Here is a 23687-nt window from a genome sequence, read left to right on the forward strand (position 1 = left end):
TGGAAATCCCTTGTCCGTGACCGTGGTGGAGGCGCAAAACCTCGTCAAGCGGTTCGGAACGGTCCTCGCGGTGGATGGCATCTCCTTCGAGGTCCGTGCGGGGGAGTGCTTCGGGTTTCTGGGCCCCAACGGCGCGGGCAAGACTACCACCATGAAGATGATCTATTGCGCGGCCCGGCCCACGGACGGCGTGCTGCGGGTGTTCGGCCTGGATGTGCGGCACCACTCCCGACGCATCAAGCAACAGATCGGCGTGGTCCACCAGGCGGCCACCCTGGACGAAGCCCTCACGGTTCGGGAGAACCTCTTGGTGTACGGCCGGTACTACGGGTTGAGCTGGGCGGAGGCGGCCCGGCGGGCGGAGCGGCTGCTGGAGTTCGTGGAGCTTCAGGGCCGCGCCCACGAGCGCGTCCCGCGCCTGAGCGGCGGGATGCAGCGCCGGCTGATGATCGCCCGGGCCCTCATCAGCGACCCGCGCCTGCTGATCCTGGACGAGCCTACCACGGGCCTTGACCCGCAGGCCCGGCACGCGGTGTGGGAGCGGCTGCGCCAGCTTAAGCGGGCGGGGATCACGCAGATCCTCACCACCCACTACATGGAGGAGGCGGAGCAGCTGTGCGACCGGGTGGCCATCGTGGACGGCGGCCGCATCGTGGCGGAGGGAGCGCCCCGGGAGCTCGTGGAGCGGTACGCGGGGCGGGAGGTGGTGGAGGTGCAGCTCGCACCGGACGGCTCCGCGGCCGCGGTGGTGGAGCGGCTGCGCCCGCTGGCGGAGGCCCATGAGGTGACGGGGGACCGGATCCTGCTGCACACCCGGGACGGGGAACGGGTGGTCCACCAGGTGCGGAGCCTCGACCTCCCCATCGAGGGTGTGGCCCTACGGCGAGCCACCCTGGAGGACGTGTTTCTGCGGCTCACAGGGAGGAGGCTGCGGGAGTGATGGACCTGTCGGTGCGGGGAGCCCTCCGGTTCTGGCAGCGCAACCTCCTCATCTTCCGGCGGATCTTCCTCACCGCCCTGCCGGAGAACTTCCTGGAGCCCGTGCTCTACTTGGTCGCCTTGGGCGTGGGACTGGGAAGCTACCTGCGGGAGGTGGACGGGATTCCGTACATGGCCTTCGTGGCCACGGGGCTCGCCGCCTCCGCGGCCATGTACGGGGCTACTTTCGAGTGCACCTACAACGCCTACGTACAGTTCGCCTACGACCGCGCCTATGAAGCCATCATCACCACCCCGCTTTCGGCGGAGGACCTGGCGGTGGGAGAGGTGCTGTGGGGGGCAACCCGCAGCGTGCTCTACGGGAGCGCCTTCGTGGCCGTGGCGACCCTCTTCGGCGCGGTGCAGTCCCTGTGGGCCCTCCTGCTCCCCACGGTGTTCTTCGCCTCGGGTCTCGTGTTCTCCGCGCTCGGGTTGGCCTTCACCGCCCTCACGCCCTCCATCGACCTTTTCACGTACTACTTCTCCCTGTGGATCACCCCTCAGTTCATGTTCAGCGGGATCTTCTTCCCCCTGGAGGCCCTCCCGGGATGGGTGCAGCGGGTCGCCTGGTTCACGCCCCTCTACCACGCGGTCCGCGCCTCCCGGGCCCTCGCCCTCGGGAATCCCTCGGCCGCCTGGGAAAGCCTCCTGTGGCTTGCCCAGGCGGCCCTGGTGTTCCTTCCCGTCCCCGCGGTGCTCCTGCGGCGCCGCCTTGTCCAGTGAGGCGGAGGTAGTGGCGGTAGTACCGCTCCACGGTGCGCCGGTTGATGGCGAACGATCCGGACCGCTCAGGGCGCAGGCCGCCGCTGAAGGTCTGCGGGATGTGGAGGAGTTCGTGGAGGATCACCCGATCCTGCTCGTCCGGGGGGAGCCGGCTGAAGGCGGGCTCCAGGAACTCGATGACGTAGACAGGACCGAGCCCCAGGACCTCCTGGAAGACGCGGGGAAGTCCCCAGATGCGGGCCCAGGCGTTGGCCCGGGCCCCATAGGCCCGCACACACATCACCCGCTCCGGCCGAACGTGACGGAACCCCAGGACCCGGACAAACGCCACCAGACGACCGTGCAGATCAGGGGCGGGAATCCAGCGGACGGGCATGCGGGAGGAGAGGCTTCAGCTGGGCATCGGTCCGGACCCTCCACCGTCCTTCTCCCACGGGGGAGCGGAGGCCCACCCTCCGAAACTCCACCACCAGCTGCCCCGAGCGTACCCGGAGGGGTTCACCCAACCTGCCGTAGGCGTACTCCACGTACTTGGGGACAATGTCATATCCTACCGCGTTCCGGCCAAGGTGCAGGGCCACTTTCACCGTCTGCCCCGAGCCCAGAAAGGGGTCCAGCACCGTATCCCCTGGGTAAGAATACAGTTGGATCAAGCGGTAGGGGATCTCCTCGGGAAAAGGACAGGGGTGGTCCAACTTACCCGGCGGGACCGGCGCGATGTGCCAGACGTTGTTTGCAACATCCCGCACGAACACGTCCCCGACCTCCACCCGGGATTGCTCCCGCTCCTCCCCGGTCCTCCCCCGGTAGATGGCGGGGCCCGGCTTCCGGAAGACCAGAATGTACTCCGTCATGATGTTGGGGTGGTAGTAACCCGGGTAGGGCTTCTGGATGAATACCCCGGCCCTGCGTACGCCTGCCGTGGTCTTGTGCCAGATGATGTCCTGCACGAACTCCCAACCGGATCTCGCAAGACGGCTGGTGAGATCAAACGGAACAGGAAACGAGCGGCCCTTGTAGAGCACGGTTCCTATCACCACACAGAGGTACCCCCCAGGCTTGGTGACCCGGAGGACCTCCCGGAAAGCCGCACCCAACCATCTCAAGTACCCCTCATAATCGGTGTAGCCGCTTCGGTAGGAGCGGGTACGGTACCATTGGTTCGGGTCTTCCGCATGCCGATCGTAGTCAACGGCGTTCCAGTACGGGGGGGACGTCACGGTCAAGGCTATCTCTTCGTCCCGCAGCTCCGACATCCACAGGCTATCGCCCGTGAACAACCGGGCGTAGATGGTTCCACGGCGGTAGACGAGTGGTGTGCGCACGACAGCTCCCCGGACGGCCAACATAAGCGCACAGACGTTCCCTAGAATTCGCGGTGGGGCCCGAAAACTCCTTCCCCGGTGGTACAATCCTCCCGTGCCGCACCTGATCGCCTTCCGCGCCACCGGCCTCGCCCAAGGCGGCACGCTCTCCTTGTGGCTCGATGCGCCGTACAAGCCCCGACCGCCCCTCCGGGGTGACCTCCGGGTTCAGGTGGCGGTGGTGGGAGGAGGGATTACGGGGATTTCCGTGGCGTACTGGCTGAGTCGGGAGGGGGTGGACTGCTGCGTGCTGGAGCGGGACGTGGTGGCGGGTGGCGCTACCGGCCGCAACGGAGGGTTCGTGCAGGAGGGCACCACTCCGGGATACGCGGACCTCATCGCCCGGTTCGGCCGGGCGGAGGCTCGGGCGCTCTGGGCCTTCACCGTGGAGAACCGAGAGCGCATGGTGCAGGTGTGTGCGGAGGAGGGGATCGAGGCGGAGGTGGATCCCTGCGGGAGCGTGGCCCTAGCTTCTGATTCCCACGAGCTGGAGGAGTTTGCACGCGAGGCGGCCCTGCTTTCTCTAGACGGATTTCCGGTGCAGCTCCTCGACGCGGAGGAGGTGGCGGGGCGCCTCGGACGCCCCGGATTCACAGGCGGGATGTTCAACCCCCGGGATATCGGCATCCACCCCGTCCGGTTTACCCGGGGGCTTGCGGGGGCGGCGGAGCGCCGCGGGGCCCGGATCTTCGAGGGTACCCCCGTGGTGGGGATCGAGCGGGAAGGGGCGGGCTGGCGGGCAGTGACCCATGCCGGAACGGTTCGGGCGGAGCGGCTGGTGCTCGCCCTGGACGCCTATACGGAGAACCTGGAGGCCCCCTGGGTCCGGTGGATCCGGGCGGTACGCGGCCAGGTGCTCGCCACGGCCCCCTTTCCCCGGCGGTTTGCCCACCTGTTCTACGCGAACGGTGGCCTCGAATACTGGCGGCAGATCCCCTCCGGCCGCGTGGTGCTGGGCGGGCTGCGGCGCCTGCACGCCCAGGAGGAGGTGGGGACGGAGGACCGGCTGCATCCCCGCATCCAGGAGGCCCTGGAGGCCTACCTGCGGGATCTCGGGGTGCCGCCCGAGGTCGCCGTCACACATCGGTGGAGCGGGGCTCTCGGCATCAGCAGGGATCACCTGCCCCTGCTCGGGCCTGTTCCGGACGAACCCGGTCTCCTGCTGGCAGCCGGCTACACGGGGCAGGGGCTCGCCTTCGCCTTCCTCGCGGGCCGCATGATCACGGAGCTCATCGTGTCAGGTTCCACCGATTCCCCGCACGTCCTCCTCCCGGCCCGCCTAGCACGCAGGGGCTGAAGCCTATCCGCCGAACCGCAGCCAGGCCGGGCCGAAGAGCAGCGTCACGATGCCCAGCAGGGCCCACAGACTGCTCTTGAGTCCCTCGATCCGCTCGCCCTCCCGGAATTCCCGGGCCGCCCCGACCAGGGGGAGTATGGTCAGGAGGAGTGCGAACCACGGACCCACCACATGGAACGGCTCAGGAAGCGTCCCGGCGATCCGGCGATACCCCTCCGCGATGGCGGCGAGGATCCATAGAAAGGCTAGCCCCAACCGCATCCGTGCACCTCGTCCCCGGAGTGACGCCCCTTCCCCCCGGTGACCTTCGGACGGACGTGGGACCAGGCCTCAGGAGGCCAGGAGCCTGGCGTAGATGCGCAGCTGTCCCAGATGGTAGCTGTAGTGGGAAATCGTGTGGAGGATGGCGTACCGCTTCGTGGCCATACCTGTCTCGCTTCCCCTCTGGACCTCCACGGTCTCCTCCAGGGCCGCGTCCGGAAGGCCCTGAAGGATCCGGCAGGTGCGCTCCGCCACCCGTCGGATCTCCTCCAGCACCTCTGCCTTGCGCACCGGAACGTCCAGGGCGAACTCCGCCTCCCGATCCCGCTGGAAGGCCTCCCCGCCGACGATCCGGTGGATCCAGTACCGCTCCGACCCCGCAAGATGCCGCAGGAGGATCCCTGGGGTGTTCAGTAGGCCCGGCGGCCTCCGGTTCAGCTGGTCCTCGCTCAGGGGGGCCGCGGTCCGGAGCACTGCTTCCCGGACCTCCTCGAGGTATGCCCCAAGCCTCTGCGCCTCTCCCATGGCCTCCTCCGTACACTTTCCTCCCCAGTTTACCGGATGGAGGGGGCAGAAGAAGACCCTCCACGACAAAGACGCCCGGGGGATCCCCGGGCGTCTTCGGCTTGCGCGGCCCCGCGATCAGCGGCGGCGGGCTCCGGCCACCGCGGTCCGCAGCTCCTTGCCGGCGGTGAAGGCGGGCACCTTCCGGGCTGGGATCCGGATCTTCTCCCCGGTCTGCGGGTTGCGGCCCTCCCGGGCCCGCCGCTCCCGAACCTGGAAGGTGCCGAAGCCCACCAGGGTGACCTTCTCCCCACGTCTCAGGGCCGTCTTGATGGCATCCAGCGCGGCATCCAGAGCTGCGTTCGCGTCCTTCTTGCTGAGGCCGGCTACCTGCGCGATGCGCTCCACAAGCTGCTCCTTGTTCATCTCCTCCCTCCTCCCGCTGCGGTGTGCTTTCCGGCCGGCAAATTTCTACAACCCGCGTCCCGACTCCTTTCTAGCCTCCACGGGGATTTTTAAAAATCATCCCTGTTTTAAAAATCATCCCTGCGGCGGCTCCACCACCGCCACCGCGCTCACCCGGTCGCCCGGATCCAGCCGCATCACCCGCACCCCCTGGGCGCCCCGGCCCACCATGCGGATTTCCCGCACCCACGTCCGGAGGATCTGCCCCTGCTCGGACGCCAGGAGCACCTCGTCGTCTGGACCTACCCCCCGAATGGCCACCACCCGGCCGTTCTTAGGCCCCACCCGCACGTTCCGGACGCCAGCCCCGCCCCGGGCCTGCAGGCGGTACTCCTCCACCCGGGTTCGGGTGGCATAGCCCTGGTCCGTCACCGTAAGCACCTCGGGCTTCTCGCCCACCACCGCGGCCCCCACCACCTCGTCGCCCTGCCGTAGCCGGATGCCCAGGACTCCCGCCGCGGCCCGGCCCATCTCCCGCACCCCTGCTTCCCGAAACCGGATGCACTGCCCTTCCCGGCTTCCCAGGATGACCTCCCGCCTGCCATCCGTGCGTCGCACGGCCACCAGCTCATCCCCCGGCTTGAGGGTGATGGCCACGAGGCCCGTCCGGCGGGTCCCCAGGAACTCCATCAGGCCCGTCTTCTTCACCAACCCTTGCTTGGTCACCATGAGGAGGTATCCCCCGTCCTCGAAGGACCGCACGGGGATCACCGCGGTGACCCGCTCCGCGGGTCCCAGGCTCACCAAGTTCATGAGCCCTGTACCGCGGGCGGTGCGTCCTGACTCCGGCACATCAAAGGCCCGCAGCCGGTAGGCCTTACCCCGGTTGGTGAAGAACAGCAAGTAGGTGTGGTTGGTGGTGACCAGCAGGTGCTCCACGAAGTCCTCTTCCCGGGCCGCGGCACCCACCACCCCCCGGCCACCTCGGCGCTGGGCCCGATAGGTCTCCAGCGGCACCCGCTTGATGAACCCGTCCCGGGTGAGGGTAATCACCACCTCCGTATCGGGGATGAGGTCCTCCTCCTCGAGGGTCACCTCCTCCGCGGTGGTGATCTTCGTGCGCCGGGGATCCCCGTACTTCTGTTTGATCTCCAGGATCTCCTCCCGGAGGATGGCGTCCACCTTCCGGGGATCCCGCAGCACGTCCTGGTAGTAGGAAATGGCCTTGAGAAGCTCCCGGTACTCCTCCTCCACCTTGCTGCGTTCCAGGCCCGTGAGACGCTGCAGCCGCATCTCCAGGATGGCCTCCGCCTGCCGCTCGCTGAGCCCGAAGGTCTTCATGAGCCCTTCCCGGGCCGTGGGGACGTCCCGGCTCGCCCGGATGAGGGCGATCACCCGGTCCAGGTGGTCCAGGGCCACCTTCAACCCCTCCAGGATGTGGGCGCGCTCCTCCGCCCGGGCCAGCTCAAACCGCACCCGGCGGGTGGTGACGTTGCGCCGGTGCTCCAGGTAGTGCCACAGCAAGTCCCGCAGGGTAAGCTGGCGGGGCACTCCGCCCACCAGGACCAGGAGAATGGCCCCGAAGTTCGTCTGCATCTGGGTGTGCTTGTAGAGTTGATTTAAGACCACCTGCGGGTTTGCCTCCCGCCGCAGCTCGATCACCACCCGGATGCCTTCCCGGTCCGACTCGTCCCGGAGATCGCCGATGCCCTGGATCCTCTTCTCCCGCACCAGCTCCGCGATGCGGCTGATGAGGGCGGCCTTGTTCACCATGTAGGGGAGCTCCGTGACCACGATGGCAGCCCTCCCGCCCCGCAGCTCCTCGATGTGGGCCTTGGCCCGCATCACGATGGTGCCCCGGCCCTTGGTGTACGCCTCCCGGATCCCCTCCCGACCCAGGATGAGGCCGCCCGTGGGGAAGTCCGGCCCCCGCACGATCTTCATGAGCTCCTCGGTGGAAAGCGCGGGATCCTCCAGGAGGGCTACGAGGGCATCGCAGATCTCCCGGAGGTTGTGGGGGGGAATGTTGGTGGCCATGCCCACCGCGATCCCGCTCGCGCCGTTCGCGAGGAGGTTGGGAAAGCGGGCGGGCAGGACCGTGGGCTCCTGACGGCTCTGGTCGAAGTTGGGGACGAAGTCCACGGTGTCCTTGTCGAGGTCCGCCAGCATTTCCATGGCCACGGCCGTGAGCCGGGCTTCCGTGTAGCGCATCTGGGCCGGCGGGTCGTCGTCGATGCTCCCGAAGTTGCCCTGGCCGTCCACCAGCGGGTAGCGCATCACCCACTCCTGAGCCATGCGCACCAGGGTGGGGTAGATGACGCCCTCCCCGTGCGGGTGGTAGTTGCCGGAGGTGTCCCCGCAGATCTTCGCGCACTTCCGGTAGGGACGGTTCGGGGCCAGCCCCAGGTCGTGCATGGCCACAAGAATCCGACGCTGCACGGGCTTGAGGCCGTCCCGCACATCGGGAAGCGCCCGGGACACGATGACGGACATGGCGTAGTCCAGGTACGCCTCCTGCATCTCGCGCTCCACGGGTTTGGGCAGGACCCGCTCGTCCACCGCCATGGCGTTCCCTCACCTCAGATGTCCAGGTTCCGTACTTCCCGGGCGTAGCGCACGATGAACTGCCGCCGGGGTTCCACCGCCTCCCCCATGAGGATGCGGAAGATGCGATCCGCCTCCTCTGCATCCTCGATCTCCACCCGGATGAGGGTGCGGGTACGGGGATCCATGGTGGTCTCCCACAGCTGCTCCGGGTTCATCTCCCCCAGCCCCTTATAGCGCTGCACCTCCACCGGTCCTTTCCACTCCTTGAGGATGGCGGCCAGCTCCTCGTCGGAGTACGCATACCGCTTCTCCCGGGCGTTGCGCACCAGATAGAGGGGCGGTACGGCCACGTACACCTTCCCGTGCTCGATGAGGGGCCGCATGTACCGGTAGAGAAAGGTCAGCAGCAGGGTGCGGATGTGGGCACCGTCCACATCCGCGTCCGTCATCAGGATCACCCGGTCGTACCGCCGCTTGTTGAGGTCGAAGTCCGCACCGATCCCGGTCCCCAGGGCCGTGATGATGGCCCGGATCTCCTCGTGGTTCAGCATCTTATCCAGGCGTGCCTTCTCCACGTTGAGGATCTTGCCCTGGATGGGCAGGATGGCCTGGAACCTCCGGTCCCGACCCTGCTTGGCCGAGCCCCCGGCGGAATCGCCTTCTACGATGAAGAGCTCCGCCCGCAGGGGATCCCGCTCCACGCAGTCCGCCAGCTTCCCGGGAAGGGTGCTCACTTCCAAAGCACTCTTGCGGCGCACCAGTTCCCGGGCCTGCCGGGCCGCCTCCCGGGCCCTCATGGCCTGGATGGCCTTCGCCAGGATGCGCCGGGCCTCCGGAGGATGGGTCTCGAGGTAATCCGCCCACGCCTCCCCCAGCAGCGACTCCACGATGCCCTTGACCTCCGTGTTGCCCAGCTTCGTCTTGGTCTGCCCCTCGAACTGGGGGTCGGGCATCTTCAGGCTGAGGACCGCGCTCAGCCCCTCCCGCACGTCCTCCCCTACCAGGGAATCCTCCCCCTCCTTCAGCATTCCGGCCCGCCGGGCGTAATCGTTCGCGACCCGGGTGAGGGCCGCCCGGAAGCCTGCCAGGTGCGTGCCGCCCTCCGTGGTGGGAATGGTGTTCACGAAGGAGAGCACGTGCTCCACGTACCCCTCGTTGTACTGGATGGCCACCTCCACCTCCACCCGGTCCCGCTCCCGCCGGAAGTAGAAGGGCGGATCGTTGAGGACCTTTCGGTGTCGGTTCAGGGATCGCACGAGCTCCGCGATCCCCCCCTCATACCGGAACTCCTCCCGCTTGCCCGTGCGCTCGTCCAGGAGGCTGAGTCGCAGCCCCGCGTTGAGATAGGCCAGCTCCTCTAGCCGCTGCCGCACCAGCTCGTACTGGAACTCCCTCTCCACGAAGATCTGCGGGTCGGGCTTGAAGCGTACCCGGGTACCCGTGTCCTGGGCTTCTCCCACCGTCTCAAGGGGCGTGGTGGGCTTTCCTCGAGCATATCGCTGCCGCCAGCGCTTCCCCCCCCGCCGGACCTCCACCTCCAGCCACTCCGAGAGGGCATTGACCACGGACACCCCCACCCCGTGCAGCCCGCCGGAGACCTTGTAGGCCCCGCTGCCGAACTTGGCGCCCGCGTGGAGCATGGTCAGTACGGTCTCCACCGTGCTCCTCCCGGTCTGCGGATGGACCTCCACGGGGATCCCACTCCCATCGTCCACCACGGTGGCGCTCCCGTCCTGATGCAGCACCACCTCGATCCGGGTACACCGACCCGCTAGGGCCTCGTCCACGCTGTTGTCCACCACCTCCCAGAGAAGGTGGTGCAGGCCGCGGCTCCCGGTACTCCCGATGTACATCCCCGGCCGCCGCCGGACCGCCTCCAGTCCCTCGAGAACCTCGATCTGGTGTACGCCGTATGTGTGCTCGGACATCCCTTTTTGCCTCCGACTCCCCGTGCGTGCTGGGCTTGAGAAAGCACATTAACAGATGAAAGGATACTGGAAAGGCGGAAGGCCGTCAACGGCCCAAAGCCTTTTGGGAAGCGGGTTTCCGGCTAAGAGTCCCGCCTTCACCAGCCCGTCTGGGCCCTCCGGGCCAAGGTCTTCGGGGAGACGGAACTGGCGTACACCCCTCTTACGGTCACCACCAGGGCCCGGGCGCGGCTGAGGTCGGTCCCGAAGAGCCGGCCTGCCTCCGCGGTCCGCCGTAGGAAGGCCTGGTTGGCTTCCGAGGCCTGGATGCACCGAAGATCCAGAATGCCCACGATCTCCCGGAAGGGCACCACGAGGTCACCACCCAGGTGCAGGTACATGAGGAATTTCCCCTCCTGATCCAGGAACCACGCGGCTGCTCAGTTCCGGGTTCCCTGGACCACCCGGATGGTTCGGACGAGGGCCCGGCCCAGCCGCCGGTTCAGCTCCGCCTGGAAGGCGGCCCGCCGGAGGCTCGCCTCCTGCGCCGCGGCCGCGTTCCGGGCCGAGAGAATGAGGGTTCCGGCCCGGAAGGCCTCCGCCCGGACATCCCGCTCTGTTCCATACAGAGCCTGCCATGCGGCTAGGACCTCCGCCTCCTCCAGCGCACCCATCACCCCCAGCCGCGCCGCGCAGGTACGCAGGAGCTCCCCCAGACGCACCGGGCCCTTCATCGCGCCCCCAGCTCCAGCACGTGCACCTCCCGGGCAGGCAGGTGGGAGCGGTCTGTGGCGGTGAAGATGGCCTGCGGACCCTCGGACAGCAGCCGCAGGAGCTCCTGGGTCCGCCGCGCGTCCAGCTCCGCCCCGGCATCGTCCAGGAGCATCACCGGGTCCTCTCCCGTCTCCTGCCGCACCACCTCCCGCTCCGCAAGCCGCAGGCTCAGGACCGCGGCCCGCTGCTGTCCCCTGGATCCGTATGCCCGCAGGGGAACCCCATCGAGGGTGATCTCCAGCTCGTCCCGGTGCGGCCCCGAGAGGGTCATGCCCCTGCGGTACTCCTCCCGGCGCTGACGGAACAGCATCGCCCGGGCTCTCTCCGGAAGGTCTTCCCCCAGTTCCCACGAAGGCCGATACACCACCCGGAGCACCCCCCCCGCCATAGGCCCTCCCACCTCGTGGACAATGGGCTCCAGACGGCTCACCAGCTCCGCCCGTCGCTCCGTGATGGCACACCCTACTTCCACCAGCTGCTCGTCCCACACCTCCAGCAGGTGCGGAGGGGCCTGGGCCCGCAGGAGGCGGTTGCGCTGTTGCACCACCCGGGTGTACCGCAAGAGGTTGTGGTAGTAGGAGGGGCTCAGCTGGCAGAGAAGCCCGTCCAGCAACCGTCTCCGGTACACGGAGGGCCCGTGTACCACCCCCGCGTCCTCTGGCCCAGCGAGAACCCGGACCGCGCGACCCAAAAGATCCCCCCGGTGCACCCGGTTTCCCTGCACCCGGATGGTCTTCAGCCCCGTCCGCTCCAGCCGTACTTCTACGGTGTGGATCCCATGCCGTCGCTCCAAGGTGGCCCGCACCAGGGCCCAGGGTGCGCCGAACCGGATAGCGTCCGCCTCCCGCACGGCCCTATGGCTGCGGCCCGTCACCACGAGGTCGATGGCTTCCAGCACGTTGGTCTTGCCCGCGCCGTTCGGGCCTACCAGGAGGTTGAGCCCGGGCGCGAACGCCAGTTCTGCGCGGGCGTAGTTCCGGAATTCAAGGAGAAAAAGCGTGCGCACCAGCATTCCCGCCCGCCCGCACCACCAGGACCCTTCCCCCTACCTCCACCACGTCCCCCGGACGGAGTACCCTTCCCCGCCGCCGTTCCACTTGACCGTTCACCCGGACCCACCCGGCCTGGATCCAGTACTTTGCCTCCCCCCCGCTGCGCACCACATGGGCCCACTTCAGGAAGGCTCCGAGGGCAATGGTGGGGGTTCGAATCGGCACCTCCTGCATCCTACCCGTACACCCGAACCGGAGCCAGGACGTAGACGTAGTCCTCGCTTCCCGCGGGGCGTAAGGCCCCTGGGGAGAGGGGACCTGTAAGCTCCAGCACCATCTCTCCGGTCTCTATGACGGCCAGGGCATCGAGGAGGTAACGGGCGTTGAAGGCCACCTCCATGGGCTCGCCCTCCAGCGCCACCTCCAGCTCCTCGTAGGCGGAGCCCACCTCCGGGGTGTTGGACTCCAGCCGCAGGACTCCCTCCCCGGCCCGGAACCGCACCACGCTCGCGGAATCCCGCGCGGTGATGGCTACCCGCCGCACCGCGGCCCGCAGCGCTTCCGTCCCCACCTGCACCCGCAGCTTCCACTCCCGGGGGATCACCTGCTCGTACTGAGGAAAGTTCCCCGCGATGAGCCGGGAGGTGAGCCGCACGTTCGGCAGGGTCACCACCACCTGTCCAGCACCCAGGGCGATCTCCACCTCCTCCTCCAAGCCCCCCAAGGCCCGATCCAGCTCCCGCATGGCCCGGGCGGGCACAATGGCGCTCATCTCCCCGGCTTCCGAGCTCAATCGGGCTCTCCGCAGGCTCAACCGGCCCCCATCCGTGGCCACCGCCCGGATCTCCCGTCCACTCGTCACCACGTACACCCCCGTGAGGAAGGGCCGGGTCTCGTCCGTGCTGGCCGCAAAGAGGGTGGACCGGATGAGGGTCCTGAGCAGTGGGGCCTGGATGGAGCAGATGGGCTTTGCCTCCTCCTGCGGACCCCGGGGGAAGTCCGAGGCCGGAAGGCCCAAGAGCTCGAACGCCCCTCGTCCGCACCGGATGTACCCGGTGGTGGATCCCTCGGGCACCTCCAGCTCCACCGTCGAGGGGGGTAGAGCTCCCACGATCTCCCCCACCAAGCGCGCGGGCAACGCCACGCTGCCCGGTCGGTCCACGTGGGCGGGCAAGGCGGTGCGCATGGCGATCTCCAGATCCGTGGCCGAGATCTCCAGCTGCGCGTCCGTAGCCTCGAACAGCAGATAGGAAAGGATGGGCAGGGTGGTGCGGGTGCTCACCGCCCTCTGGACGAGGTGCACGCCCTGCTCAAGAACTCCCTGCTCGCACGAAACCCTCATGGTTCTCGTTCCTCCGGGCTCAAGCTGGAAGTTCAAAAGATTTTGTCGTCATCGTCGTCGGCCCTGTGGAGAACGGGGAAAAGCGCCGAAACCATTGTACGACGCAGCCCCAGAAGGGGCACAGGATGTGGACTTCGGAAGGTACTGCCCGTGGACAGAGGGAGCGCACGGGGCGGCCGGAGAGGAGGCGTGTGGACAACCCAGGAGCGGCTCACAGCTTGTGCACAGGTTTTGGGGAATTGCGCAGCTGCTGCACGATCCGGTCTACTTGAGCGGCCAGGTAGGGATCCTTGCGCAGCTCTTCCCGCACGCGCTCGCATGCATGGAGCACGGTGGTGTGATCCCGGCCCCCGAACTCCTCTCCGATGCGGGGGAGGGAGGAGTCTGTGAGCTCCCGGGCAAGGTACATGGCCAGCTGCCGCGGGAAGGCGACGCCCTTGGTACGCCGCCGTGCCTTCATGTCCTCGAATCGAATGCCGAACTGCTCCGCCACCACCCGCTGGATGGCCTCGATGGTAATGGGCTGGGGGCGGTCGTCCGGAAGGATGTCCCGGAGGACCTCCCGGGCAAGCTGCAGGGTGACGGGCACCCGGGTGAGGGTGGCGTAGGCCACCACCCGCACCAGGGCGCCTTCCAGCTCCCGGATGTTGGAGGTAAAGTGCTGCGCGATGAACTCCGTTACCTCGTCCGGGACGCTCATCCGCTCCAGCTCCGCCTTCTTGCGGAGAATGGCCACCCGGGTCTCGTAGTCGGGGGGCTGCACATCCGCGATGAGCCCCCAGCTGAACCGGCTCCGGAGCCGCTCCTCCAGGGTGTGGATGTCCTTTGGCGGTCGGTCCGAGGTGAGGATGATCTGCTTGCCTGCCTCGTGCAGGGCGTTGAAGGTGTGGAAGAACTCCTCCTGGGTGCTGGGCTTGCCTGCGATGAACTGGATGTCGTCGATGAGCAGGACGTCCACGCTCCGGTAGCGGCGACGGAGGTCCTCCGTCCGGCCGCCCTGGATGGCGCTGATGACCTCGTTGGTGAACTTTTCGCCCGTGCAGTAGAACACCCGGATCTCCCGGCCGCTGCGGAGGAGGTGATGGGCGATGGCCTGGAGGAGGTGGGTCTTGCCGAGTCCCACGCCCCCGTAGATGAACAGGGGATTGTAGGCCCGGGCGGGCGCCTCCGCCACAGCCAGGGCCGCCGCGTGGGCGAACCGGTTTCCACTTCCCACCACAAAGGTCTCGAAGGTGTAGCGGGGGGAGAGGGGCATGCCCTCAAACCGGGCCCGGGGGGAGGCTGTGGGCCGGGGTTCCTCAGTTGGGCCGTCCTCCGTGATCACCAAGCGGAGCCCCAGGCGGCGGCCCACCAGGCGGGAGAGCTCCTCCTCCAGCAGGGGCTGGTAGCGCTCCTCCACCCACTGTTTGGCGAGGAGGTTGGGCACCCCTAGCAGGAGGGCGTCCTCCTCCAGGCTCAGGGGCTTGGCGCTCTTGAGGAACAACTCCAGGCCGGGCCCCGGCCGCGCGATCCGTTCCTGGAGCCGTCCGAGGGCCTCCTGCCAGAGATGGCGCGCGTGGTCCTCCCTCGCCTTCATGCTCCTCCTCCGGCTTTGAAGACCTTATCGAGGTACCGGACGCCCTCCTCCGTGAGGGTGCGCCGGCCGCCCGCGTGCGATTGGACGAGCCCCATCTCCTCGAGGGCCGCGAGTTCCCGGTACGCGGTGCTCAGGCTGATATCCAGCTCCCGGGCCACGGTGGTGGGTCCGGCGCTACCGAACTCCGCCACCAGCAACAGCACCCGCCCCTGCCGCTCCGTGAGCCGGGGCTCGGCCCGCTCCCCAGGCCGAGGAGCGGGCCGGGGGGGGTTCATCTGAAGGGTCACCACCGTCCCGCCGTTGAGGTTGTCCTCGATGGAGATCATTCCGCCCAGGAAGCTCAACTGCTCCCGGGCGATGGGGAGCCCGCTTCCCACCCCCCGGATGTACTTCCGCATGGTGGCCGTGGCCGTGGTAAACCCGGGCTGCATGGCCTTCTCCTTGTCCCGAATGCCCGGGCCCTGGTCCGAGATCCGGATGGTGTTTCCGTCCTCGCTGATGGTGATCACCGCGTTCTTGAAGTGCGCGTGGATCAGGTTCTCCACGATCTCCCGGATCACCACGAAGGGGATGCGGCTGCCCCGCCGCTGCGCGTGCTCGTAGGTGGCCGCGGCCAGCTTCCCCACGAGTTCGTGGAAGTCGTCGCTGGAGAGGGAGATCACCCGGGGCTCCGCGAGGGGGGAGTCGTAGATGGCAAGGCGCACCTCCGGAGTCCCCTCGGGCTCTGCCCTCCCCTCCTGCTCCCGGATGATCTGGTCCAGCAACTCCCGCAGCGACATTCCACTCACCCCGATGGCGAGAGGGATCAATTGCACGACCCCTGGCCGATTCCTCCTCCTCGACCTCCCCGCAGCTCCCTTTCGCCCCTTTCCACCGGGATTCTTCCCTTGTTGGGGAAGGCTCTCAAAAAGGCCTCGAAAACCACGCCAGGCCGACCCGAAAACGAGGCCTTCCCTTCCCCCACCACCGCCCGTGACCGTAATGGTATCGCGCCTGCCGGAAGTTATCCACAACCCGTGAAAAACCTGTTGATAATCCTCCTCCCACCGGCCCGCCTCCCCGCTCCCGAGGCGGTTGGGGAGCGGGGGTGGGATCCGTCTGGCCCAAGCCACGGGGTCCGGGCGCCCCGAAAAGTTGTGGAAAACTGCTGGTTTGTCCACAGGCTGTCCACAGACCGGGGAGTCCGGGGATGCTATACTAGGCGGGGCTCGCGTGGGGTGAGGGGAGGCATGACGCAGGACCAGGAGGGTATCCTTGAAGCGGACGTACCAGCCAAAGCGTCGGAAGCGCAAGCGGACCCACGGGTTCCTGGTACGGATGCGCACGCCCGGGGGCCGGAACGTCCTCAAGCGCAGGCGGCAGAAGGGGCGCAAGCGGCTGACCGCGTAAGGACCCCTCCTTGCGGGCGGCGGAGCCCCTGGCCTACTCTCCGGACCCGGCAGGAGTTCCAGGCGGTGTACATGGAAGGGGAGCGGCACGGAGGGATCCTGGTGGTGGTCTACCGCCGGGTGCGGCCCGGGCCCACACGGGTGGGAATTTCCGTGGGACGCAAACTCGGAAAGGCGGTCGTGCGCAACCGGATCCGACGCAGGATCCGGGAGATCCTGAGGCTCTTGCCCCTGCGGCCCGACCAGGAAGTGGTGGTAGTGGCCCGCAGCCAGGCAGCCCAGGCCAGTTGGGAGGGGCTGCGCGCGGAGCTGGTGGGGCTGTTGGATGCCAGCGGCGCCCTGACAGGGACGGGGCTCCGGGAGGGCACGTGGTGCGGCTCGTAGGGAAGCTGCTGGTCCTCGGGATCCGGGCCTACCAGCGCCTGATCTCGCCCCTCCTGCCCCGCACGTGCCGGTTTGTGCCCTCGTGCTCGGAGTACGCGGCACAGGCCATCCAGGCCCACGGTCCCCTCCGGGGGACCTGGCTCGCCCTGCGCCGCCTGAGTCGCTGCCACCCCTTCCATCCTGGGGGATACGATCCCGTGCCCTAGCACCGGGCAGGAGGAGAACGGTGTTCGGATGGCTCGTGGCACAGCTCAATCATGCCCTTCAGTTCTTCTACGGGATCACGGGCTCTTACGGATGGGCCATCATCCTCCTCACCCTCGCGGTGAAACTGGTCCTCCACCCCCTTACCCGGAAGCAGCTGCGCTCCATGAAGGAGATGCAGAAGCTCCAGCCCCACATCCAGGCCCTCCAGCGGAAGTACCGAGACGATCCCCAGCGGCTCAACCGGGAGATGATGGACCTGTACCGGGCCCATGGGGTGAACCCCTTCGGAGGGTGTCTGCCCATGCTCCTGCAGATGCCCGTGCTGTTCGCCCTGTATCAGGTGCTCAGCACTCCCGCTCACTTCGTCTCCCGCACCGGGGAGGTCCTCAAGACCGTCCCCTTTGGGCCCTGGGATCTCCTGGTACACCCCATCACCGTGCTGGCGGATCCCGGGAAATACGGGATCGCCGCGGCGGTGGCCTACGCCCTCGTGCCCGTGCTCATCGGCGCCAGCACCTACTTCCAGCAGCGGGTTTCCGTGACAGATCCCCAGCAATCCCGCATGTTCCTGTTCATGCCGTTCCTCATCGGCTACTTCAGCTTGAACTTCCCGGTGGGACTGTCCCTGTACTGGTTCGTGTCCACGGTGGCGTACGTGGCCGAATACCTGTCCGTGGTGGGGCTTCCGAAGTCCCAAAAAAGACCGCAGGGGGAGGCCCCGGCCGGTGGTCGCCGGAGGCGGAAGAGCGCGGAAGCGGAGGTCAGGGGAACGTGAGGGAGTTCATCGGATCCGGTCGTACCGTGGAGGAGGCCATCGAAGCCGCACTGCGCATGTCCGGGCTTTCCCGGGAGGAGGCGGAGATCGAGGTCCTGGATGAGGGCTCCAGGGGGTTCCTGGGGTTCGGAGGGAGGGAGGCGAGGGTTCGGGTGGTGCCGAAGGGCACCACGGCCCCGGAGGCGGATCGGGCCGCGGAGATCGCCCAGACCCTCCTGCGACATATGGGGCTGCAGGGCACGGTGCGGGCGCGGCAGTTGGAGCAAGGAGTGGCGGTGGAGGTAGAGGGGGAGGACCTCGCGGCCCTCATCGGGCGCCACGGGAGGGGCTTGCAGGCCTTTGAGGCGGTGCTGTCGCTCCTGGTGCACCGTGCGGTGGGACGGGCGGTACCCGTGGAGGTGGACGCGGCGGGGTACCGGGAGCGCCGCCGGGCCTCCCTGGTGGCCATGGCGCAGCGGGCTGCCCAGCGGGCAGTGCGGGAGGGCCGGGCTGTCCACCTCCCGCCCATGGATCCCAAAGAGCGGCGGATCGTGCACACGGCCCTGGCCTCCCACCCTGAGGTGACCACCCACAGCGAGGGGGAGGGTAAGGACCGCCACGTGGTGGTGGAACCCCGGAAGCGGTCCCGGCCGCGGGGAAGGCGGCCGATCCGCAGACCGCGGACCACGCCGCATGACGCTTGAGGAAGCCGCGGCTGCCCTGGGTCTGGCGTTGGACGGGCCGCAGCTCCGCCGCCTGGAGCGACACCTGGATCTCGTAATGGCCTGGAACGTGCGGGTGGACCTAGTGGCTCCCGCGTCCCGGGAGGAACTGATGAAGCGGCACCTGCTCGATAGCCTGCTCCTCCTCGTCATGGCCGATCCCCCTCGTGAATCGTGGGTGGCGGATGTGGGCAGCGGGGCTGGGTTTCCGGGCCTCGTGTGGGCCATCGCCAGGCCCGATCTCCGGTTAGTCCTACTCGAACCCCGACAGAGGCGGGCCGCATTCCTGGAGCGGGCGGTCCTGGAACTCCAGGTACCCCGGGTGGAGGTGGTGGCCCGGAGGGCGGAGGAGGCGGCCCAGATGCCCGAACACCACCTTCGATACCACCTCGTGGTGGCCCGGGCCGTGGCTCCCCCCCTCGCGGTCCGGGAACTCGCGCAGGGCCTCGTGCGACCGGATGGACGGATTTTCATCCCCCTGGGGCCGGAGGCGGAAACCCCGAAGGGAGGAGAGGTGGTAGAGCGGGAGATCCCCTGGGCCCCGGGAAGGATCCGGCGGGCCGTGGTATTTCCCGAGAAATCATGGCGGCCGTCTTAGCGGTGGTGAACCAGAAAGGCGGGGTGGGGAAATCCACCACGGCCCTCAACCTCTCCGCGGCCCTGGCTCGCAGGGGACGCAGGGTCCTGCTGGTGGACCTGGATCCCCAGGGCAACGCTACAAGCGGCCTCGGGATCCCCAAGGAGGGGCTCCGGTCCTCCGTATACGACGTCCTCCTCCGGCGCCTTCCCCTCCGGGCCGTGCTGCTCCCCACCGCGGTGGACGGCCTGGAGGTGGCCCCCAGCACCGTGGAGCTCGCGGGCGCGGAGGTGGAGCTCGCCACGGAGGTGGACCGGGAGGGGAGGCTCCGGGAGGCCCTGGAGGGCCTACGGGACCGCTACGATCTCGTGGCGGTGGATTGTCCCCCGTCCCTGGGGCTGCTGACCCTCAACGCCCTGGTGGCCGCGGACCAAGCCCTCTTGCCCATCCAGTGCGAGTACTACGCCCTCGAGGGCCTCTCCCTGCTCCTGCGCACCCTGGAACTCGTCCGGGAGTCCCTGAATCCGCAGCTCCGCGTGGGAGGGGTAGTGCTCACCATGTACGATCCGCGCACCAAGCTCAGCGAGCAGGTGGCCCGGGAGGTGCGGGCCTTCTTCGGGGGGGAGGTTTTCCGGACCGTGATCCCGCGCACCGTGCGGCTCGCGGAGGCTCCCAGCCATGGGCAACCCATCTTCCTGTACGATCCCCACTCCCGGGGCGCGGCCGCCTACGACGCTCTGGCGGAGGAGGTGGCGGAGCGGCTGTGGGGGGAGGGCAAGGATGGGTGAGCGGCAGAGAAGGGGGCTCGGAAAAGGACTGGGGGCCCTTATCCCGGGGGCCGGAGGGGTAGCGCGCGGGGAACCCGTGGAGCTCCTGCCCCTGGAACGGATCCGACCCAGCCGGGTCCAGCCCCGTCAGGAGATCTCCCCGGAATCCCTGGAGGAGCTCGTGGCCTCCATCCGGACGCACGGGGTCCTGCAGCCCGTCCTGGTGCGGCCTGTGGGAGGGGAGTACGAGCTGGTGGCCGGGGAGCGGCGGTGGCGGGCTGCGGTTCTGGCGGGCCTGGAGCGGATCCCGGCCCTGGTGCGCCCCCTCTCGGACGCCCAGGCCCTTCAGGTAGCCCTGGTGGAGAACCTCCAGCGGGAGGACCTGAACCCCGTGGAGCGGGCCCGGGCCTTCCACCGCTTGCTGAACGAGTTCGGGCTCACCCAGCGGCAGGTGGCGGAGGCGGTGGGCCTGAGCCAGCCCGCGGTGGCGAATGCCCTGCGCCTGCTCACCCTGCCCGAGCCCATCCTCCGCAGCCTCGAGGAAGGTCGACTATCGGAGGCCCACGGCCGGCTGCTCCTCACCGTGGAGGACCCGGCCGTCCGGAAGCGGCTGTGGCGGGCCGCGCTGGAGCAGGGGTTATCGGTTCGGGCCCTGGAGGAGCGCATCGCCCTGGAAGGCCATAAGCGGCCCAGACCCCAGGGCTCCCGCCGGATGGACCCCGATGTGGAGGCGGTGCTGGAGGCCTTGCGGGAGAAGTTCCAAACCCAGGTACGGATCCGGCGGGGGCGGCGCAAGGGGGTCCTGGAGATGGAGTTCTACTCGGAAGAGGATCTGGCCCGGCTCTGCGACCTCCTCCTGGGCGGTCCTGCCTAGGGTATTTCTCGAGAAATATCTTGGGAGGGAGCTGTGCGCGCGGACCTAGAGCGGCTCATGGTGGAACGGGGCTACGATGCCCTGGTGGGCATGGGGGGGAGTGAGGACCCGAATCTGTTCTACGTGATGCGCGGGGCCCCCATCTACGCGGGAGCCCTCTACATCCACCGCCGGGGGCACCCCCCGGTTCTCTGCCACGGCACCATGGAGCGGGGGGAGGCGGAGAAGACCGGGCTACGGACCCGCAACCTGGGTCTCTACAACTTCAAGCAGATGCTCGAAGAGGCGGGCGGGGACTTCTTGCGGGCCCACGTGGCCCTTCTGCGGAGGGTATTCGAGGAGGAGGGCGTGCGGGGCCGGGTGCTCTTTTTCGGGCAGATGGACCGGGGGGCCGCCTACCTCCTGCTGCGGGCCATCGCGGAGGGGATTCCTGGAATCGAGGTGGTGGGGGAGTACGACCGCCCCTTGGTGACCGTGGCCCGCATGACCAAGGAACCCGAGGAGATCGAGGCTATCCGCCGGACAGGGGAGGCTACGGGGCGGGTGGTGCAGAAGGTGGCGGGTTTCCTCCGCACCCTCCGATCTCGTGGTGATCGCCTCGTCCAGGAGAACGGGGAGCCCGTGACCATCGGAGAAGTGAAGCGGCGGATCCGGATGTGGCTCGCGGAGGAAGGGCTACAGGACACCGGGACCATCTTCAGCCAAGGCCGGGACGCTGGTTTACCGCACTCCCGGGGGGAGGATGGCCAGTTCCTCCGGCCCGGGCAGCCCCTGGTCCTCGACATCTTCCCCAGGCCCGCGGGGGGCGGGTACTGCTTCGACATGACCCGGACATGGGTGGTGGGAAAGCCGTCGGAGCGGTTGCGGCAGGTGTACCGGGATGTGCTGGAGTGCTACCACGCGGTGGTGAAGCATCTCGGGCCCGGGGTTTCCTGTCGGGAGCTGCAGCAGCGGGCGTGTGCCTTCTTCGAGGAGAGGGGACATCCCACCGTGGGCTCGGATCCCACCACCCAGGTGGGCTACGTGCACTCCCTGGGCCATGGGTTGGGGCTCGAGGTACACGAGCTCCCGCGGCTTGCGGACTTCCCGGGGAACGAGGATGTGCTGGAGCCTGGGATGGTGTTCACAGTGGAGCCCGGCCTTTACTATCCCGAGGAGGGCATCGGGGTCCGGCTGGAGGACACCTGGGCTTTGGATGCGGAGGGAAGGCCGTTAAACCTCGGGGGCTATCCCATGGACTTAGTGATCTCGGGGGAGGAGGTATGAACCGGGAGGAAGCCTGGGCGCTGGTGTGCGAGTGGGTGCAGAATCCGAACCTGCGCAAGCACCTGCGGGCGGTGGAGGCGGCCATGCGGACTTATGCCCGGAGATTCGGGGAGGACGAGGAGGCGTGGGGGATCGTGGGTCTCCTGCACGACCTGGACTACGAGCGACACCCCTCTCTGGAGGAGCACCCCTTCGTGGCCGCAGAGGAGCTGCGGCGGCGCGGGGTCCCAGAGCCGTGGGTGCGGGCCGTGCTGGCGCACGGGGATCACACCGGCGTGAAGCGGGAGACCCCCATGGAGCGGGCCCTGTTCGCCTGCGACGAGATGGTGGGGTTCGTGATCGCGGTGGCTCTGGTGAAGGGGAGATCCCTCCAGAAGGTGGATCCGGACTCCGTGCGCCGGAAGATGAAGGACAAGGCCTTTGCCCGGGCCGTGCGGCGGGAGGACTTGGTGCGGGGCGCGGAGGAGCTGGGGGTTCCTCTGGACGAGCACATCGCCACGGTGGTGGAGGCCCTGCGGTCCATCGCTCCCGAGCTGGGGCTAGAAGGCTAACTTCACCGGTCCAGCCAGGCATCCGCAGGCCGCCAGAGCAATCCCTTCCACTGGAGGTGGAAGGTGTCCCGCACATACCGCTGCAGCACGTACATGGCGCCAGAGTGCACCACGGGGATGAGGTCCGCCTCCCGGATGAGCAAGCGGTTGAGCCGCCGCATCTTCACCACCTCCGGGGTCCGGGTCTTCCGGGCCTCGTGGTAGGCCTGCTCCAGGCCCGCGGGCCGCTTCCAGCTGGCGAAGGCTAAGGGGCCGAAGAAGTGGGTGCCCAGGGTATCGACGAGGTCGGCCTGATACACGAGGTTGTAGAACAGTAGTCCACTCCACCCCCGCTGGATCCGCTCCACCCACCCGCCCGGAGAGAGGGGCCGGAGTTCCACCCGGATCCCCACCTGCCCCAGCTGGTGCTGGATGGCGCTCATCACGTCCGGCATGCGGCCGGTAGGGAGGGTGAGCTCGGTGCGGAACCCCTGGGGGTATCCCGCCTCCGCCAGCAGCCTCCGGGCCTGCTCGGGGTCGTGTTTGGGCCCCTGGATGGCCGGATCGTACTCCGGGGAGGGGAAGGCCGCGAGCTGGTACTCCGCCCGGTAGCGCCCGTAGCCCAGGGCCCGGGCGATGCCCTCCCGGTCCAGGGCGAGCCAGGTGGCCATGCGCACCCGGGCGTCCGCGAAGGGGCTGGTGGGGTTTGCGCTGTCGGGGATGAGGAGGTTGGGCGCGACGCGGCCGGTGATGGAGGGGTATCCCATCTGCACAAGGGAGTAGCCGATGTCCGGGATCGCCCCCACGTTGATCACGTCGAGCCGGCCGGCCAGGAACCCAGCCCGCATGGTCTGGAGGTCCGGGATGAACGCGTATTCGATCTCCTGGAGATAGGGCTTGCCGCGCTGCCAGTACCCCTCAAACCGCCGGTACCGTATCCCTACGTCCCGCTCGAACCGCACGAGTCGGAAAGGTCCTGTCCCCACCGGGTTCCACCGGGCTCCCTCCATCCCGCTCCGCTCTACGGACGCGGGCGAGACCACAAGCCCCTCCGGCCCTGAGAGGGCGCTGAGGAGGCGGTTGTCCCACTCCGCCAGCTCCAGGCGCACCCGGTAACGATCCACCACCCGCACCCCCCGCACCCACGGCAGCCGCTTGGCCTGGATCTGCCGCTCCAGGTTCCACCGCACCGCCTCCGCGTCGAACTCCGTCCCGTCGTGGAACCGCACCCCTTGTCGGAGCAAGAGGGTAATGGCGGAGAGGTCCGGGCTGATCTCCCACCGCTCCGCCAGTCCCGGGTGGATCCGCCTCTGCCGGTCCACCCACACCAGGGGCTCCAGCACCGGCATCGCGGAGGGCATGGAGGCCGCGGACATCTCCCACGGGAGGAAGGGGGTGTTGGGGATGGCATCGGAAACCCGAAGGATCCCGCCCCGCTTAGGACCCACGGGGGCGGTCTCCCCTAACCCCCGGCCAGCCCAGACCATCACGAGCACCAGGCCGATGGCCCCCAGCGCCCGCCACGCGCGACTCCGCATGGTCCTCCCC

At 68.3% G+C, this 23687-nt stretch carries 26 protein-coding genes and 1 pseudogene; 13 read left to right on the forward strand and 14 right to left on the reverse strand.

What is annotated here, in order from left to right:
• Nucleotides 1-16: 16 nt before the first annotated feature.
• Both N0A24_07340 and N0A24_07345 read left to right on the forward strand, forming a co-directional pair.
• Nucleotides 17-940, forward strand: a complete 924-nt coding sequence (locus N0A24_07340; protein ID MCS7173195.1) for an ABC transporter ATP-binding protein — start codon at nt 17-19, stop codon at nt 938-940.
• A complete protein-coding gene (locus tag N0A24_07345; protein MCS7173196.1) occupies nt 940-1701 on the forward strand; it encodes an ABC transporter permease in 762 nt (253 codons plus the stop codon). Before N0A24_07340 ends, N0A24_07345 begins: the two co-directional genes overlap by 1 nt.
• 347 nt (nt 1702-2048) lie before the next feature.
• Here the strand turns inward: N0A24_07345 and N0A24_07350 are convergent, their stop codons facing one another.
• On the reverse strand, nt 2049-3026 hold the full coding sequence (locus N0A24_07350) for a site-specific DNA-methyltransferase (GenBank protein ID MCS7173197.1): 978 nt from the start codon (nt 3024-3026) through the stop codon (nt 2049-2051).
• A gap of 94 nt (nt 3027-3120) precedes the next feature.
• Here N0A24_07350 and N0A24_07355 point away from each other — a divergent pair, with 94 nt between their 5' ends.
• Nucleotides 3121-4362 carry an FAD-binding oxidoreductase gene (locus tag N0A24_07355; GenBank protein MCS7173198.1) on the forward strand — a complete coding sequence of 414 codons (1242 nt, stop codon included), beginning with the start codon at nt 3121-3123 and terminating at the stop codon, nt 4360-4362.
• 3 nt (nt 4363-4365) lie between these two features.
• Here N0A24_07355 and N0A24_07360 read toward each other — a convergent pair whose 3' ends face one another.
• The 12 genes from N0A24_07360 to N0A24_07415 all read right to left on the reverse strand — a co-directional run bounded on the left by N0A24_07360 (nt 4366) and on the right by N0A24_07415 (nt 15485).
• Nucleotides 4366-4623: a hypothetical protein gene (locus N0A24_07360; GenBank protein MCS7173199.1), complete on the reverse strand. Its 258-nt coding sequence runs from the start codon at nt 4621-4623 to the stop codon at nt 4366-4368.
• 69 nt (nt 4624-4692) lie between these two features.
• A complete protein-coding gene (locus N0A24_07365) occupies nt 4693-5148 on the reverse strand; it encodes a DinB family protein (protein MCS7173200.1) in 456 nt (151 codons plus the stop codon).
• A gap of 117 nt (nt 5149-5265) precedes the next feature.
• Nucleotides 5266-5553 carry an HU family DNA-binding protein gene (locus tag N0A24_07370; protein MCS7173201.1) on the reverse strand — a complete coding sequence of 96 codons (288 nt, stop codon included), beginning with the start codon at nt 5551-5553 and terminating at the stop codon, nt 5266-5268.
• A gap of 114 nt (nt 5554-5667) precedes the next feature.
• Nucleotides 5668-8097, reverse strand: a complete 2430-nt coding sequence (gene gyrA / locus N0A24_07375; protein MCS7173202.1) for a DNA gyrase subunit A — start codon at nt 8095-8097, stop codon at nt 5668-5670.
• Nucleotides 8098-8111: 14 nt separating this feature from the next.
• Complete coding sequence (gene gyrB, locus N0A24_07380) at nt 8112-10007, reverse strand: DNA topoisomerase (ATP-hydrolyzing) subunit B (GenBank protein ID MCS7173203.1); 1896 nt, start codon at nt 10005-10007, stop codon at nt 8112-8114.
• A gap of 137 nt (nt 10008-10144) precedes the next feature.
• Nucleotides 10145-10387, reverse strand: a complete 243-nt coding sequence (locus N0A24_07385; protein MCS7173204.1) for a DUF370 domain-containing protein — start codon at nt 10385-10387, stop codon at nt 10145-10147.
• A 39-nt stretch (nt 10388-10426) separates the two neighbouring features.
• A complete protein-coding gene (locus N0A24_07390) occupies nt 10427-10720 on the reverse strand; it encodes a DUF721 domain-containing protein (GenBank protein ID MCS7173205.1) in 294 nt (97 codons plus the stop codon).
• Nucleotides 10717-11772, reverse strand: a complete 1056-nt coding sequence (locus tag N0A24_07395; GenBank protein ID MCS7173206.1) for a DNA replication/repair protein RecF — start codon at nt 11770-11772, stop codon at nt 10717-10719. The genes N0A24_07390 and N0A24_07395 overlap by 4 nt, the downstream gene beginning before the upstream one ends.
• The gene (locus N0A24_07400) at nt 11744-11986 is read right to left on the reverse strand and encodes an RNA-binding S4 domain-containing protein (protein MCS7173207.1); all 243 of its coding nucleotides are present in this window, start codon (nt 11984-11986) and stop codon (nt 11744-11746) included. Before N0A24_07400 ends, N0A24_07395 begins: the two co-directional genes overlap by 29 nt.
• A gap of 1 nt (nt 11987) precedes the next feature.
• On the reverse strand, nt 11988-13094 hold the full coding sequence (dnaN, locus tag N0A24_07405; protein MCS7173208.1) for a DNA polymerase III subunit beta: 1107 nt from the start codon (nt 13092-13094) through the stop codon (nt 11988-11990).
• A gap of 211 nt (nt 13095-13305) precedes the next feature.
• On the reverse strand, nt 13306-14670 hold the full coding sequence (gene dnaA, locus N0A24_07410; GenBank protein ID MCS7173209.1) for a chromosomal replication initiator protein DnaA: 1365 nt from the start codon (nt 14668-14670) through the stop codon (nt 13306-13308).
• The gene (locus N0A24_07415) at nt 14667-15485 is read right to left on the reverse strand and encodes an ATP-binding protein (GenBank protein ID MCS7173210.1); all 819 of its coding nucleotides are present in this window, start codon (nt 15483-15485) and stop codon (nt 14667-14669) included. Before N0A24_07415 ends, dnaA begins: the two co-directional genes overlap by 4 nt.
• A 439-nt stretch (nt 15486-15924) precedes the next feature.
• On the opposite strand from N0A24_07415, the gene rpmH reads away from it, so the two are divergent.
• From rpmH to N0A24_07465, 10 genes and pseudogenes are all read left to right on the forward strand, one after another.
• Complete coding sequence (gene rpmH / locus N0A24_07420) at nt 15925-16059, forward strand: 50S ribosomal protein L34 (protein ID MCS7173211.1); 135 nt, start codon at nt 15925-15927, stop codon at nt 16057-16059.
• Between the two features lie 47 nt (nt 16060-16106).
• Nucleotides 16107-16442 (forward strand): annotated as a pseudogene (gene rnpA, locus N0A24_07425) (ribonuclease P protein component).
• Nucleotides 16427-16648, forward strand: coding sequence for a membrane protein insertion efficiency factor YidD (gene yidD, locus N0A24_07430; GenBank protein ID MCS7173212.1), 222 nt, complete (start codon nt 16427-16429; stop codon nt 16646-16648). The pseudogene rnpA and the gene yidD overlap by 16 nt, the downstream one beginning before the upstream one ends.
• A gap of 20 nt (nt 16649-16668) precedes the next feature.
• Complete coding sequence (locus tag N0A24_07435; protein ID MCS7173213.1) at nt 16669-17424, forward strand: YidC/Oxa1 family membrane protein insertase; 756 nt, start codon at nt 16669-16671, stop codon at nt 17422-17424.
• Nucleotides 17421-18107 carry a protein jag gene (locus N0A24_07440; protein ID MCS7173214.1) on the forward strand — a complete coding sequence of 229 codons (687 nt, stop codon included), beginning with the start codon at nt 17421-17423 and terminating at the stop codon, nt 18105-18107. Before N0A24_07435 ends, N0A24_07440 begins: the two co-directional genes overlap by 4 nt.
• The gene (gene rsmG / locus N0A24_07445) at nt 18097-18723 is read left to right on the forward strand and encodes a 16S rRNA (guanine(527)-N(7))-methyltransferase RsmG (GenBank protein ID MCS7173215.1); all 627 of its coding nucleotides are present in this window, start codon (nt 18097-18099) and stop codon (nt 18721-18723) included. The genes N0A24_07440 and rsmG overlap by 11 nt, the downstream gene beginning before the upstream one ends.
• Nucleotides 18708-19490, forward strand: coding sequence for a ParA family protein (locus tag N0A24_07450; GenBank protein MCS7173216.1), 783 nt, complete (start codon nt 18708-18710; stop codon nt 19488-19490). Before rsmG ends, N0A24_07450 begins: the two co-directional genes overlap by 16 nt.
• A complete protein-coding gene (locus tag N0A24_07455; protein ID MCS7173217.1) occupies nt 19483-20343 on the forward strand; it encodes a ParB/RepB/Spo0J family partition protein in 861 nt (286 codons plus the stop codon). Before N0A24_07450 ends, N0A24_07455 begins: the two co-directional genes overlap by 8 nt.
• 33 nt (nt 20344-20376) lie before the next feature.
• Complete coding sequence (locus N0A24_07460) at nt 20377-21609, forward strand: Xaa-Pro peptidase family protein (protein ID MCS7173218.1); 1233 nt, start codon at nt 20377-20379, stop codon at nt 21607-21609.
• The gene (locus N0A24_07465; protein ID MCS7173219.1) at nt 21606-22160 is read left to right on the forward strand and encodes an HDIG domain-containing protein; all 555 of its coding nucleotides are present in this window, start codon (nt 21606-21608) and stop codon (nt 22158-22160) included. Before N0A24_07460 ends, N0A24_07465 begins: the two co-directional genes overlap by 4 nt.
• A gap of 2 nt (nt 22161-22162) precedes the next feature.
• Here N0A24_07465 and N0A24_07470 read toward each other — a convergent pair whose 3' ends face one another.
• Nucleotides 22163-23677, reverse strand: a complete 1515-nt coding sequence (locus tag N0A24_07470; protein ID MCS7173220.1) for an ABC transporter substrate-binding protein — start codon at nt 23675-23677, stop codon at nt 22163-22165.
• Nucleotides 23678-23687 lie beyond the last annotated feature (10 nt).

This window comes from Armatimonadota bacterium (assembly GCA_025059775.1).
Lineage (GTDB): Bacteria > Sysuimicrobiota > Sysuimicrobiia > Sysuimicrobiales > Sysuimicrobiaceae > Sysuimicrobium.